Source organism: Catellatospora sichuanensis (genome assembly GCF_007483665.1).
Lineage (GTDB): Bacteria > Actinomycetota > Actinomycetes > Mycobacteriales > Micromonosporaceae > Catellatospora > Catellatospora sichuanensis.
This window is the reverse complement of the sequence record NZ_ML660193.1, coordinates 85,103-97,898: the sequence shown is the minus strand read 5'-3', so window position 1 is coordinate 97,898 and position 12,796 is coordinate 85,103. Positions and strand designations below refer to the sequence as shown.

The window sequence follows — 12,796 nt, the reverse complement described above, 5'->3', positions numbered from 1 at the left end:
GCCACGTCGCGACGATCGCGGCCACGACCTGGCGGCGGTGCACGGCCAGGCGCAACGCCCGGGCGGCTTCCTCCTCGGCGCACCGGCGCACCCGGTCGCTGACGTATACACCCCCGGGCACGGCGGCGGTCCAGCCGAGCCTGCGCAGGGCCGTCCAGCCCCTGACCGGCAGCGCCCGCCCGTCCGGCCCGACCCCACCAGCAAGGATGTCCAGATCCGCGCTCGACCAGTGTCCGGACACCACCGCGGCGGCCATACCGGCGACCAGCCCGGCCAGCCAGCCCACCCGCACCGCCAACACACGCTCGCGCACACGCACACCGGTCGGCTCCACCACCGCCGACAGGGCAGCACAGGTCGCCGTCGAGGTCAGCACACCCACCGACACCAAACCCCCCGGTCGAGATAGGACATCCAGCGTAACGAGCACCACCGACAACAACCGCCATCACCACGCCAGCCCGCACCAAGGCCAGCCAGACACCCACAAACTCAGGCTCGCTTGGCAAGACCGAACGACAGTTCGCACCCTCGACCACCTGTCCGCCGGCGCCTGCCTCGATCGACCATCGTGCGCGGCATCCGCGGCGCGACGTACATTCGGCGGGTGACCGAACTCGACGAACTGCGCGTGGAGATCGACGGACGCGCCGCCGACGCCGACGCCCTGGCACTGATCGAGCACCGCGCCTGGGGCCACTTCACCGCGATGCAGGTACGCGACGGCCGTACGCGCGGCCTGGACCTGCATCTGGACCGCCTGCAGACCGCAAACCTCGCGGTGTACGGCACCGAACTCGACGGCACGCTGATCCGGGACCGCATCCGGCACGCGCTGGACGGTGTCCGGGACGCATCGGTGCGCGTCTACGGCTACTGGGGCGGAGTCATCGTGACGGTGCGCCGGCCCGAAGTCATGCCGTCGCGGCCACACGCGATGGGGTCACAGCACTTCCAGCGCCCGCTCGCAGGGCTGAAGCACCCCGGCAGCGCCGCGGCGCAGGGCTACTTCCTCGACCGGGCGCTCGCGACCGGGTTCGACGAAGCCCTGCTCGTCGGAACGGAAGGGACCATCGCCGAGGGCGCGATCACCAACGTCGGCTTCTGGCGTGCCGGCTCGATCGTCTGGCCCGCCGCGCCCGCCCTGCCCGGCATCACCATGCTCGTGCTGCGCCGCGAGTTCGCGGCACAGGGCGTGGCACAGGGCCGGGCGTCGATCCGCCTCGCGGACCTGCCCGGCTACGACGGGATGTTCCTGTGCAACTCGCGGGGCTGGGCCCCGGTGAACCGCGTCGACGACGCGCCGGTGCCGGTGCCGACCGCGATGACAGCCGCGATCGCGCGGGCGTACGACGCCGCGCCATGGGATGCGATCTGAGGGATCGCGGTGTGGTTGTTCTCGTCCGGGAGCCGATCGGCTTCCGAACCGGCCGCCTCGGGTTCAGCCGTGCGGCGCCCGGCGCACGCGGCGGCGACGCAGCACCAGTGCCCACGCGATCGCGGTCAGCAGCAGCACCGAGCCGAGCTGCCAGGGGAAGCCGATCAGCAAGGTGACCCAGGTGCCGACCGGGTCCGTGCGCTGCCACGTGGTCTCGACGGCCGGAGTGCCGTCGCCGGGACCGCCCGGCCACATCGGCGGGGTCAGCGGGCTGTAGACCAGCCCCACCGTGTCACCGCCGTAATCGCCGCCGAGGTCGCGCAAAAGTGCGTGGTTCAGACGGGTCACCTCGACGTGGACCAGACCGTCCGTGCCGGTGTAGACGGCGGTCCAGCCGCGGTGGTCCATGGCGATCAGCGCGTCGGTCACCTCGTCGAGGGCCGCGGGCCGGGTGCCCGACGATATCGGCCCCGACTCCAGGAACGGTAGTTGCACCCCGGACAGCGGCACGCCGGACCAGTGCCGCGGGCCGATTCCGGCGGCCGACGTCACCAGGACCAGCAGCGGGGTCAGCACGGCCACGCAGAGCACGGTGATGACGGCGTCGCGCACTCGGGTCATGCATCGTAGACGCGGGCGACGGGTCGCCGGTTGTCGATGGCACCTGCATGCCGTCGGGGATCAGGCCGAGTCGCGCTGTGTCTGCAGCCATTCGTCGAAGGTGGTGGGCGCGATACGGGCATCCTTGCCGGGCAGCAGCACATCACCGGCCATGTCGAGGCCGAGGACCGAGGACCAGGTGGGTACGAGTTTCACGGTGCGCCCGCGTGCCTCGTTGGTGCGCCGAGCCATGTCCACCAGGTCCTGCGGGTCCGGTCCGGCCACGTCTCGGTGGCGGCCCTGCGGCTCGTCCACCGCGACCTCCGCGAGGACGGCGGCCACATCGGCGGGTGCGATCGGTTGCACCAGCAGCGGCGCGATCGGCGCGATCCCGTCCTTCGCGGTCCAGCCGGTGACCGTCGCGGCGAAGTCGTGGAACTGCGTGGCCGGGACGATGGTCCACGGCACCGGACCTGCCTGGACGAGGCGTTCCTGCTCCCGTTTGCCGGCGTAGTGCGCGTTGCCCTCGATACGGTCGATGCCCACGATCGAGAGCAGCACATGATGCCGGACCCCGGCCCGCTGTTCGGCGGCGAGCAGGTTCGCGGTGGCCGCGTGGAAGAACGCCACCGTCTCGGCCCGGTCCCGCGCCGGGCCGCTGGTGGCGTCGATTACGGCCTCGACGCCGGTCAGCGCGGCGTCCAGGCCAGCGCCGGTCGTCAGGTCCACGCCGAGCGAGCGGCTGATGCGTACCACGTCGTGTCCGCTGTTCTCCAGCGCAGCGACGGTGAGCGAGCCGATGTTCCCGGTGGCGCCGGCGACGGCGATACGCATGATGACCAGTCCTCACCTCTCGCCGGAGATCACCTCCGGTGGACATGCGCCATCGTATGGCGGGCTCACGCCGCAAGCCGGGACCGGCACGCACTCGCGCGCAACGCCGTCGGCGGTTCAGGCGCCGCCGGTGAGGGCGAAGTCGTCGAGGTCGAACAGGCCGGTCCCTCCGGTGCTGGTGAAGACGAGGTACAGCGGGCCGGAGCCGCTGGTCAGTGTCGTGGTGACGTCGGCATAGACGCCGTAGCCGCCGGTGTTGGCGACGTTGACGGAGCCGATCAGCGGCCCGGTGGCCGAGCCGGTGCGGATCTGGATGGTGCCACCCGATCCGCCCGACGACACGCGCGCGGTGAAACCGGTCTTGCCTGCGGGGTTGACGCCGGAGAACCCGATCCAGTCGCCGATTTCGATGTAGCCGACGCGGTTGCCGCCGTGTGCGGCGGCGTCGGCGACGACCTGCACGCCCGACTGGGAGCTGTATGACTCGGCCTCGACCCGGGTTGCCGGCGGCGCGGTGCCGGTGAGGGCGAAGCTGTCGATGTCGAACAGGCTGCCGGTGTTACCGGTGAAGACGAGGTACAGCGGTCCTGAGCCGGTGCTGATGGTGGTGGTGACGTCGGCGTAGTTGGCCCAGCCGCCGGTGTTGGCGACGGTGGCGGTGCCGAGCAGGGGGCCGGTGGCCGAGCCGGTGCGGATCTGGATGGTGCCGCCCGATCCGCCGGAGGACACGCGCGCGGTGAAGCCGGTCTTGCCTGCGGGGTTGACGCCGGAGAATCCGATCCAGTCGCCGTTCTCGATGTAGCCGACGCGGTTGCCGCCGTGTGCGGCGGCGTCGGCGACGACCTGCACGCCCGACTGGGAGCTGTAGGACTCCGCCTCGATGCGGCCGTTGGCGGGAGGGGTGGCCCAGGGGACCTGCGGGGACCGGTAGAAGTTGATGTTCTGCAGCGTCCAACGGGGGCCATGCGTACCCAGGCGCGTCTTGAAGGCGTCCCAGTTGCGGGCCGACTGCGGCGACCAGGCCAGCTCGGCGAGCGCGGGCAGGCGGGGGAAGGCCATGAACTCGATGTCGGCGAGTTTGGTGAGGGTTTCGCTCCACATCGGGGCCTCCACCCCGAGGATCGCACTGGCCGGCACGTTGGTGAGCAGGGTGGCGGGATCCCAGTTGTACGCGGTCTGCACCTCGATCAGTCCGGCCCAGGTGAGTCCGAGCGGGGTCTGGTTGGTGTATTTCATGTCGAGGTACGCCTTGTTGGCGGGGGACAGCACGACCTTGGCGCCCTTGTTGACGGCGGCGCTCAGGTCGGCGTCGGAGGTGGTGGTGCCCCAGTACTGCGCGATCCGGCCGGGGGAGTGGTCGGCCTGGCCGAGCTGGTGCCAGCCCATGACGGTCTTGCCGGCGTTGCCGACGTAGGGCTGGATCCGGTTCATGAACGTGCGGTAGTCGGCGTCGGAGGTGCTGTTCGCCTCGTCGCCGCCGATGTGCAGGTACGGGCCGGGGGTGAGGGCCGCCAGTTCGGCGAGGACCTGCTGCACGAACGTGTAGGTGACCTCCTTGCCGACGCACAGCGAACTGAAGCCGACGCTGGTCCCGGTGTACAGCGGCGGGGCCGTGTTGTTGCAGTTGAGTTCGGCATAGGAGGCCAGGGCGGCGTTGACGTGCCCGGGCATGTCGATCTCGGGCACGATCGTGATGTGGCGGGCGGCGGCGTAGGCGACGAGGTCGGTGTACTGCGCCTTGGTGTAGTAGCCGCCCGCGCCGCCGCCGACCTGGGTGCTGCCGCCGACGGTCGCCAGCCGCGGCCAGGCGTCCACGACGATCCGCCAGCCCTGGTCGTCGGACAGGTGCAGGTGCAGCGTATTGATTTTGTATTGGCTGATCTCGTCGAGATACCGCTTCACGACGTCCACCCCGAAGAAGTGCCGCGACACGTCGAGCATCGCGCCGCGGTAGCCGTAGCGCGGGTAGTCGACGATCCTGCCGCCGGCGACCTCCCACGGTCCGGGCTGGACGGTGCGGGCCTCGACGGAGGCGGGCAGCAGCTGCCGCAGGGTCTGCACGCCGTGGAACAGCCCGGCCGGGGTCTGTGCCCGGACGGTGATCAGGGCAGCGGTCACGTCCAGTTGGTAGCCCTCGCTGCCGACGCTCGGGTCGGCTCCGGACAGCAGCAGTGCGATGCCGCTGGTCGGGGTGCCGCTTGTCGTCGTGACGGGAAGCGCGTATCCGGTGGAGGGGCGCAGGATGTCGGCGAGATAGGTGCCGACACCGGTGGCGGCCGATGAGCCCGCCGAGGTCTGAATCGCGGCGGCTGCCGGCAGCGTGTAGGTGACGCCGCCGGCGGGCTGGACCGACACCGGTGCAGGTACCACGCTGTTCAGGCTGACGGGGGCGGCGTCGGCCGGAGTGGCGTCGACGATCCAGGCGAGCCCGGCGGCGGCGACTGCGGAGACGAGCAGAACTTGCCGGGCGCGACGGTGCACGACGTCCTCCAGCGAAACGGTAAAGTTTCCTGCTAGTTTGATCGCAGGCTATGTCTCGATGTCGGCGGTGTCAAGAAGCGACCGGCCCTGCCACGCGTTCCCGCCCACCTGTGCGGCACCCGGGAGTGCCGTCATGTGGAAGCGCCTCGGCGGCGAGGGCCGGCTGCCGCCGAGTTAGCGTTGATCAGGTGAGGGAGAACCTCGGCGGGAACCACCGCCTGGCGACCTACGGATCTCTTGCGCCGGGCAGGCCGAACCACCATCAGCTCGCCGGACTCGACGGCCGCTGGTTCGCGGGCCATCTGCACGGCCGGCTGCTCGACGCCGGTTGGGGCGCCACGCTCGGCTATCCGGGGCTGGTCGTCGATCCCCACGGTGAACGCGTCGACGTCCAGGTCTTCGAGTCGAGCGAGCTGCCCGCTCATTGGTCACGCCTGGACGCGTTCGAGGGCTCCCAGTACGAGAGAGTCCCCGTCACCGTGCACACTCCCGGCGGGCTGGTCGAAGCCTTCGCGTACGTGCTGAGCGCTTCAGACGCGGCGCAGCCGGTCCGACCGTGATCCGGCCGGCGGAGATGTCGGCCGGGCTCGGCGCGGGGTCGCCGACGCCTAGACTTCGTCGAGTCTGACCGAGGGCCGGGCGGTCACCGTCACCTGTCCGTCGCAGTTCCAGCACGCGGCCTCGCCGTCGTCGAGGCTGCGCCCCTGCACGTCGCAGGCGACGCACTCCCATGCGGTCGCGATGACGAATCGCCCCGTGTCGGGGTCCGGGCCAGGGCTCATGTGCGTCTCCTGGATGGTGCGAAAGTCGCGGCTGACAGTGACAAAGGTGCCTGGGATGTACGCCACGGATCATCACAAGGTGACGTAGATCATAGCAATTTCGCCTAAATAGGCTCCGGACATGGGGCGGCCGCCCCCAGGGGAGCGGCCGCCATGCGATACGCCGGTCACGAGGTTACGGCGCACTGTCCCCGGTCGGCCTTCTTCGGCCCGTCGGCGTTCGGCCGCACGTCGAAGTCGAAGATGGCGGTGGGGACGTACAGCGAGCAGCAGGCGTTGGGGATGTCTACGACGCCGCTGATGCGCCCCTCGATCGGAGCCGATCCGAGCAGCAGGTACGCCTGCTCGCCGGTGAAGCCCCACTTCTTGAGGTATTCGACGGCGTTCAGGCAGGCCCTGCGGTATGCCACCGTCGCGTCGAGGTAGTAGTTGGTGTCGGTGTCATGGTCGACCGAGACCCCGATGAAGGTCAGGAACTCCGAGTAGCGCGGCTCGACGTTGCCCGGCATGAAGATCGGGTTCGTGGTGACGCCGTACTTCTCCATACCGCCCTTGATGAGGTCGACCTTCATGTCGATGTAGCCACCCATCTCGATGGCCCCACAGAACGTGATCTCCCCGTCGCCCTGGCTGAAGTGCAGGTCGCCGCCGGAGAGCTTTGCGTCCTTGACGTAGACCGGGTAGAAGACCCGCGATCCTCGGGTGAAGTTCTTGATGTCGTGGTTGCCTCCGTTCTCCCGGGCGGGCACCGTCCGGGCTCCTTCCTCGGCGACGCGGCGGGCCTCGTCACCCTCGGCCAGCCCGGCCAGGCTGTTCTGCGCCAGCGGAGGCAGGCCCAGCGGTGGCACCCGCTGCGGATCGGTGTCGATGAGCGCCTGCTCGCGCCGGTTCCACCTGGCGAGCATCTCCGCGGACGGGGCCGTGCCGAACAGCCCCGGGTGGGTGATGCCGGTGTACCTGATGCCGGGCAGGTGGCGGGAGGTGGCGATCACGCCGTGGAAGTCCCAGATGGCCTTGTAGGCGTCGGGGAAGTAATCGGTCAGGAAGCCGCCTCCGTTGGCCTTGGCGAAGATGCCCGTGTACCCCCAGCCCTGCCCGGGTGCTTCGCCGATCATGGGTTCGCCGGGCTGCTGCGGGACGGGGCCGAGGTCGAGGATGTCCACGACGAGCAGGTCGCCGGGTTCCGCGCCCTCGACACCGATCGGTCCGCTGAGCATGTGGGCGTGGGTGAGGTCGACATCGCGCACATCGTTGGCGGAGTCGTTGTTGCCGAGCTGGGCGTCGGTCCATTCCCGGCACTCGATACGGAATTCGTCCCCGGGCCGGACCATGGCGGCCACCGGGATGTCCGGGTGCCACCGGTTGTGTCCGGGCACGGCCTGATCGCGCATCGACTTGCTCTGATCGACGCTGAACACGACTTCTGGCATGGGAACTCACTCCTCTCAGTTGCTGAAGGTCCGTTCCGCGTGGAAATACGTCCGTGCCGTGCGGTGTAGGCGCGAACAGGTAGTCATGGATGTCGGGCGACCGGAGCGCCGGGACGTGCGCCCACCTCGTGTGGGCGCGGGTGGGTCAGCGGCCACAGGCCCACGGCCATGACGACACCGAACGCCGCCAGCGCGATGGTGATCGCGGTCGGGTTCCGCCAGTACCCCGACATGATCAGGAAGGCCGGGATCGCGGCGGTCACGATGCCCTGGATCGTGGTCACCCAGCCGGTGTACGCGGTCAGGCCCTCCCATTTCAGTCCGAGTAGCAGGAAGAACAGGAACCACAGGAAGGCCCAGTAGAGCCAGATGACGGCGAAGGGCCCGTCACCGAAGATCCGGTAGTTGACGAACGAGTAACCCAGCGCTGCCGCCGCGACGAACAGGGAGAACCAGCCGACTCCCGTGCTGTCCAGGTTCGCGAGCAGCGTGATCCCCACATACAGGTAGGTGAATCCGAACAGGTAGATGCCCGACGCGTTCAGGATCGTGTTCGGGTCACCGCCCGCGGTGAAGATGAGATAGGTCGGCGTGATGACCTGCATCGCGCCGACGAAGAGGTTGAAGACGGCGGCTGCCTTCGCGTCGACCTTCCCCAGGATCATCAAGCCGTTGAGGAAGAGGACAGCGCCGACATAGAACAGGCCCACGGCTCCCATGAGCGCCTCCCCATGTGCACAGAGTGGTCACAGGGTGCTGGCGGCGGCGTCCAGCCGCCGCGTCGGTGGCCGCAAGCCGCGCCGCCCGCGGCGCCCTGCCGCATTACCCAGGTTCGGGGGGCTTTAATCCCTCACGGCCGGGGAAGTTGGGCCAGGGCCGGGTGAACGGCTGCCTGCGTCCGGCCGGCCTTCGGCGGTATCTGCGAGACGACGGCCGGCTCGTCGCCGCTCTGCTCCTCCTGCTGCGCTAGCGCCGCCCAGGGCTTCGGCAGCAGCCCGAGCATCGGCGGCGAGAAGACACGCCGGGCGTCGGCGTGGCAGGTCGGGCAAGCAAGCTGCGGCCGGGCAGCCCCGATGGGGGACCGGATGTCGAACCGGCCGCATTCAGCGCACACATACTCATAGGTCGCCACCACGCGTACCTCCCGCTTCAACGCGCTATGCCGTACCCATCCCCGACCCGGTCAAACGCGCTCACCCCGGTGACGGGCAGCCGACGCGGCGGTAACCGGGATCGGCGTGTGCTCGTTGCGATCACACGTGGCCCCTGAAATCGGACAGCGCGCGAGCGCCCGGTACGCCGTCCCGGACGTCCCGGCGTTCCTCGACGCCTGCGACACGGTCGAGTTGAAGGCGGTACTGACCGAGGCGGAGGGCCGCCGGGCGGCGCGGTCCCTGGGCTTCGATATCGCCGATGCACTGACCAGGCATGTCTACTACCTCGACACGCCGGGCCTCGCGCTGGAGGCGGCTGGGGTGATCATGCGGATCCGCCAGACCGGTGACGCCGGGGCCGACGCGACGGTGCGCATCCGTCCGGCCGATCCGGCCGCGCTCGACCCCGAGTTGCGCCGCCGGAAGGGCTTCCACGTGGAGCTGGACATGTGTCCCGACAGGTTCGTCTGCTCGGCGTCGCTGAAGACCCGGCTCGCCGGCGCGACGGTGGCCGCGGCGGTGGCCGGACGCACGCCACCGGGCGCGCTGTTCACGCCGCGGCAGCGGCGGCTGTTCCAGGCCTACGCGCCACACGGCGCGGCCCTCGACGGGCTGTCGCTGTTCGGCCCCGTGCGGGTGCAGCGGCTGGCCGGCGCCGCTCGCGGCTGGCAGCACCAGCTGGCGGTGCAGCTGTGGGACTTCCCGGCCGAGCCGGTGCTGGAGCTGTCGAGCAAGGTCGCCGCGGCGGACGCGGCCGTCGCGGTGGCTCGGTGGTCGTCATTCCTGGACCTGCACCGGGTGATCCCGCGGCTCTTCCGGCATACGAAGTCGCAGGCGGCGCTGCGCGCGTCGCCGCCGCGGCCCGCGTACGGCTGACCGAGATGCCGCGGCCGGCGCCTATGGTGGAATCTGGTCCGGCGATGTTGACGCGCCTTCGGCGTTGCGGCGTACGACGTCCACCATGCGCAGTAGCTCGACCGGCACCGGGAAGATCAGTGTCGAGTTGCGTTCGGCGCTGACCTCGACCATCGTTCCCAGCACGCGCAGCTGCAGCGCGGCGGGGTGTTCCTCCAGCAGCTGCGCCGCCCGGGCCAGGTCCGTCGCGGCCTGATACTCGCCCTTCGCGTGGATGACCTTCGCGCGGCGTTCCCGCTCGGCCTCGGCCTGCGCGGCCATCGCCCGGCGCATGCTCTCGGGAAGCTCCACGTCCTTGATCTCCACGAGGGTGACCTTGACGCCCCATGGGCTGGTCACGTCGTCGACGATGCGCTGCAGCCGCTGGTTGATCTCGTCGCGTTTGGTCAGCAGTTCGTCGAGGTCGACCTGCCCGAGGATGCTACGCAGGGTTGTCTGCGCGATCTGGAACGTGCCGTTGGTGTAGTTCTCGATCGCGACGACCGAACGGATCGGGTCGATGACGTTGAAGTAGGTGACGGCGTTGACCCGGACCGTCACGTTGTCGCGGGTGATGACGTCCTGCGGCGGGATCTCCATGGTGACGGTGCGCAGCGACACCCGCACCACCCGGTCCACGACCGGGATGATGAAGAACAGACCCGGGCCCTTGGCACCGATGACCCGGCCCAGCCGGAAGATCACTCCGCGCTCGTACTCGGGGAACACCCGCACGGACGCGAAGAAGAGCAGCAGCACCACCGCGAGCGCGATGATCAAGGCGATGACCGTACTAGACATGGCGGTTCTGCCCTCCATCCGCCGGGCCGGGGTGCGCACTGTCGTCGGCCGGCTCCACGATGAGCCGCAGCCCGTCCATGCCGACCACGCGCACGAGCCGGCCCGGCCGCAGTGGTGATCCGTCGGCGGACTCGGCGGTCCACCACGCTCCGTCCACGTGCAGGTCGGCTTGGCCGCCCGTGCCGGAGGCGACCGGGGCGACGGCTCCGATGAGCGTGGCTGCGCCGGACACGGGCGGGTTGCGCCGTGCCCGCCAGGCGAGCCGTCCCGCGATCACCGTGCCGACGGCCACCACCGCAGCGGTGGGCAGCAGTACGGCCGGGTTGACCCGCATGGTGCCTTCGAACAGGAACACGCCGGCGAGCAGGAGCGCGATCGCACCTCCGGCGGCGAACACACCGATCCCGGGGGCGAACAGCTCGGCGGCGAACAGCCCCGCGGCCAGGGCCAGCAGCGCGAGCCCGGCCACGGAGACGGGCAGGACACTGAGCGCGAAGAACCCGAGGATCAGCAGGATCACGCCGATGGCGCCGCTGAAGCCGTGCCCCGGCGCGGCGAGCTCGTACATGACGGCGAGGGTGCCCAGCGACAGGAACAGGAACGCCAGCGTCGGGTCGGCGAGCACGCCCAGCAGCCGCCGCGCCCACCCGGGTTCGTACTCGGTGACGGTGGCATCGGCGGTCCGCAGGGTCACCGTGTCGGCGTCGGCGAGGGTGACGGTGCGGCCGTCGAGCGCCTTCAGCAGCGCCTCGCGGTCCGGGGCGATCAGGTCGATCGCGCCGACGCGCAGCGCCTCCGCTGCGGACACCGCCCGGCCCTGCCGCACCGTGTCGATCGCAAATGCGGTGTCCCTGCCGCGTTGGGCGGCCACGGATTCGGCGTACGCCGCCGCGTCGTTGATCACTTTGTCACCGGCCTTCTCGCCGGTCTGTGCGTCGACGGGTGTGGCCGCGCCGATGGTGGTCGCCGGGGCCATGGCCGCGACGTGCGCGGCGAACGTGATCAGCGCCCCGGCCGAGGCGGCGCGTGCGCCCGGCGGGGTCACGTACACCACGACCGGCACCTTCGCCGCGAGCAGCGCCTGCACGATGTCCCGCATCGAGGTGTCCAGGCCGCCGGGCGTGTCCAGCTCCAGCACCAGCGCCTGCACGCCTCGATCTTCGCCCTGTCGTACCGCGTCGGTGACGTACCCGGCGGCGACCGGGGTGATGGGGCCGTCCACGCGAACCGCCAGCACCTGCTCGTCGGCCGCCGCGGGTGCGCCGACCGCAGGGATCAGCATGGCCAGCAAGGATGTTGCCAGCACCAGTAGCAGCGACCCGATCGATTTCATGGCACCCACCTCGATCGTGCGCCGCGGACGGGACGGCGACAAACGTCCTCGTGCGGCCCCTCGATACTGCGAATGGGTGATTTGTGACTTTTTGGCGGGTATTTGAATGGATCGCTCACAGGCCAGGCACACGGCCTGATCCGCAGGGGCGGTCAGGGGTGGCGAGGTGGAAGCGACACCGGTCGAAGCGCATTGCGGATGCAGCCGACGAACCGGTCGAGCACCTCCGGGCATCCCACGGCTCGGGTGGGGTTCAGTTCGCCGATCGAGAGCACGCGGAACCGATGATCGCGGCAGGCGATGCGCAGCGCCGCGCTTATCCTGTCCAATGACGGGCCGCTGTTGCGCCCGTCAGTGCTCTCGGCCAGCGGCGCGTCGGTGAAGTCCAGGACGTCGACATCGAGGTGCACCGCCATGCCGGCGCTCGGAAGGACGTCGAGGGCCCGCGTCGCCTGCGCCGACGGGGCCGCGGCCAGCGCGGCGCTCGAACACCACTGCAGGCCCAGGCGTTCGACCCGCTCCCGTTCCCACGAGGTCGCGGCCGCGAACTCGACGCCCAGGAAATAGACCTGACCAGGGGTGAGCAGCGGCCGACGTCCCAGGGCCGACACCAGCGGCTCGGCCGCGCCTGGCAGGTCCAACGCGTGAGCGAGGCCCATCCAGTCCAGCGCCCCGTCGGTGGTGCTCTGCGGCGTGTTGAGATCGAAGTGCCGGTCGACGTACAGCAGGCCGGCGTCGGGGTCGTGGGCCGTCAACGCCTTCATCACGCCGAGCGCGACCGTGCAGTTGCCGCCGAGGACCAGCACGTCCGCGTCCGCTGCCAGCGCCGCCGCCACCTGATCGGCAACGGCGACGACGGCTTCCACCACCGCCGCGAGGTTCTGGGCGTACGGATGGGGCCGGTCCGGTGACCAGACCTGCACCGGCCCGTCACCGGCATCACGGACCTGACGACCTGCCGCCCGCAGCTGATCGATCAGGCCGAGGTCGCGCAGGACCCGCGCAGCCGTCTCCTGTCCAGGTGCGTAGCTGCCCGCGCTCGTCGGCGCGCCCACCACAACAAGATCCCGCGGCATGGGCACATCTTCCTTGCGCTATCTGACCAGTGC

14 protein-coding genes are annotated in these 12,796 nt (G+C 70.2%); 3 read left to right on the top strand and 11 right to left on the bottom strand.

Features of this window, described 5'->3' with window-relative positions; translation table 11 throughout:
- Positions 1-382, bottom strand: a 382-nt coding sequence (locus FLL47_RS14255; protein ID WP_222106071.1) for a hypothetical protein, incomplete at its 3' end; no start/stop codon positions are given.
- A 225-nt stretch (positions 383-607) separates the two neighbouring features.
- On the opposite strand from FLL47_RS14255, the gene FLL47_RS14250 reads away from it, so the two are divergent.
- Complete coding sequence (locus FLL47_RS14250) at positions 608-1,378, top strand: aminotransferase class IV (RefSeq protein WP_186315730.1); 771 nt, start codon at positions 608-610, stop codon at positions 1,376-1,378.
- Between the two features lie 63 nt (positions 1,379-1,441).
- Here the strand turns inward: FLL47_RS14250 and FLL47_RS14245 are convergent, their stop codons facing one another.
- The 3 genes from FLL47_RS14245 to FLL47_RS44730 form a co-directional block, all read right to left on the bottom strand.
- Positions 1,442-1,999 carry a hypothetical protein gene (locus FLL47_RS14245; RefSeq protein WP_144120999.1) on the bottom strand — a complete coding sequence of 186 codons (558 nt, stop codon included), beginning with the start codon at positions 1,997-1,999 and terminating at the stop codon, positions 1,442-1,444.
- A 60-nt stretch (positions 2,000-2,059) separates the two neighbouring features.
- Positions 2,060-2,812 (bottom strand): SDR family oxidoreductase, encoded by a 753-nt coding sequence (locus FLL47_RS14240; RefSeq protein ID WP_144120998.1) that lies wholly within the window; start codon positions 2,810-2,812, stop codon positions 2,060-2,062.
- A 117-nt stretch (positions 2,813-2,929) separates the two neighbouring features.
- Positions 2,930-5,293 (bottom strand): family 20 glycosylhydrolase, encoded by a 2,364-nt coding sequence (locus FLL47_RS44730; RefSeq protein ID WP_144120997.1) that lies wholly within the window; start codon positions 5,291-5,293, stop codon positions 2,930-2,932.
- 188 nt (positions 5,294-5,481) lie between these two features.
- Between FLL47_RS44730 and FLL47_RS14230 the strand changes: the two genes are divergently transcribed.
- On the top strand, positions 5,482-5,853 hold the full coding sequence (locus tag FLL47_RS14230; RefSeq protein ID WP_222106070.1) for a gamma-glutamylcyclotransferase family protein: 372 nt from the start codon (positions 5,482-5,484) through the stop codon (positions 5,851-5,853).
- A 48-nt stretch (positions 5,854-5,901) separates the two neighbouring features.
- Here FLL47_RS14230 and FLL47_RS42925 read toward each other — a convergent pair whose 3' ends face one another.
- The 4 genes from FLL47_RS42925 to FLL47_RS14215 form a co-directional block, all read right to left on the bottom strand.
- Complete coding sequence (locus tag FLL47_RS42925; RefSeq protein ID WP_186315729.1) at positions 5,902-6,075, bottom strand: hypothetical protein; 174 nt, start codon at positions 6,073-6,075, stop codon at positions 5,902-5,904.
- Positions 6,076-6,242: 167 nt separating this feature from the next.
- On the bottom strand, positions 6,243-7,505 hold the full coding sequence (fmdA, locus tag FLL47_RS14225; RefSeq protein ID WP_144120995.1) for a formamidase: 1,263 nt from the start codon (positions 7,503-7,505) through the stop codon (positions 6,243-6,245).
- An 83-nt stretch (positions 7,506-7,588) separates the two neighbouring features.
- A complete protein-coding gene (locus tag FLL47_RS14220; protein ID WP_144120994.1) occupies positions 7,589-8,224 on the bottom strand; it encodes an AmiS/UreI family transporter in 636 nt (211 codons plus the stop codon).
- 131 nt (positions 8,225-8,355) lie between these two features.
- Positions 8,356-8,637: an FmdB family zinc ribbon protein gene (locus FLL47_RS14215; RefSeq protein WP_144120993.1), complete on the bottom strand. Its 282-nt coding sequence runs from the start codon at positions 8,635-8,637 to the stop codon at positions 8,356-8,358.
- A gap of 127 nt (positions 8,638-8,764) precedes the next feature.
- On the opposite strand from FLL47_RS14215, the gene FLL47_RS14210 reads away from it, so the two are divergent.
- Positions 8,765-9,535, top strand: a complete 771-nt coding sequence (locus tag FLL47_RS14210; RefSeq protein ID WP_144120992.1) for a CYTH domain-containing protein — start codon at positions 8,765-8,767, stop codon at positions 9,533-9,535.
- A gap of 21 nt (positions 9,536-9,556) precedes the next feature.
- Here FLL47_RS14210 and FLL47_RS14205 read toward each other — a convergent pair whose 3' ends face one another.
- The 3 genes from FLL47_RS14205 to FLL47_RS14195 form a co-directional block, all read right to left on the bottom strand.
- Complete coding sequence (locus tag FLL47_RS14205) at positions 9,557-10,354, bottom strand: slipin family protein (RefSeq protein WP_144120991.1); 798 nt, start codon at positions 10,352-10,354, stop codon at positions 9,557-9,559.
- Positions 10,347-11,687, bottom strand: coding sequence for an NfeD family protein (locus FLL47_RS14200; protein ID WP_144120990.1), 1,341 nt, complete (start codon positions 11,685-11,687; stop codon positions 10,347-10,349). Before FLL47_RS14200 ends, FLL47_RS14205 begins: the two co-directional genes overlap by 8 nt.
- Positions 11,688-11,839: 152 nt before the next feature.
- Complete coding sequence (locus FLL47_RS14195; RefSeq protein WP_144120989.1) at positions 11,840-12,763, bottom strand: arginase family protein; 924 nt, start codon at positions 12,761-12,763, stop codon at positions 11,840-11,842.
- Positions 12,764-12,796 lie beyond the last annotated feature (33 nt).

Coding starts and splice junctions, on each gene's coding strand:
- FLL47_RS14240 (WP_144120998.1), bottom strand. CDS start 2,812: ATGCGTATCGCCGTCGCCGGCGCCACCGGGAACATCGGCTCGCTCACC.
- FLL47_RS14205 (WP_144120991.1), bottom strand. CDS start 10,354: ATGTCTAGTACGGTCATCGCCTTGATCATCGCGCTCGCGGTGGTGCTG.
- FLL47_RS42925 (WP_186315729.1), bottom strand. CDS start 6,075: ATGAGCCCTGGCCCGGACCCCGACACGGGGCGATTCGTCATCGCGACC.
- FLL47_RS14245 (WP_144120999.1), bottom strand. CDS start 1,999: ATGACCCGAGTGCGCGACGCCGTCATCACCGTGCTCTGCGTGGCCGTG.
- FLL47_RS14200 (WP_144120990.1), bottom strand. CDS start 11,687: ATGAAATCGATCGGGTCGCTGCTACTGGTGCTGGCAACATCCTTGCTG.
- fmdA (WP_144120995.1), bottom strand. CDS start 7,505: ATGCCAGAAGTCGTGTTCAGCGTCGATCAGAGCAAGTCGATGCGCGAT.
- FLL47_RS14220 (WP_144120994.1), bottom strand. CDS start 8,224: ATGGGAGCCGTGGGCCTGTTCTATGTCGGCGCTGTCCTCTTCCTCAAC.
- FLL47_RS14195 (WP_144120989.1), bottom strand. CDS start 12,763: ATGCCGCGGGATCTTGTTGTGGTGGGCGCGCCGACGAGCGCGGGCAGC.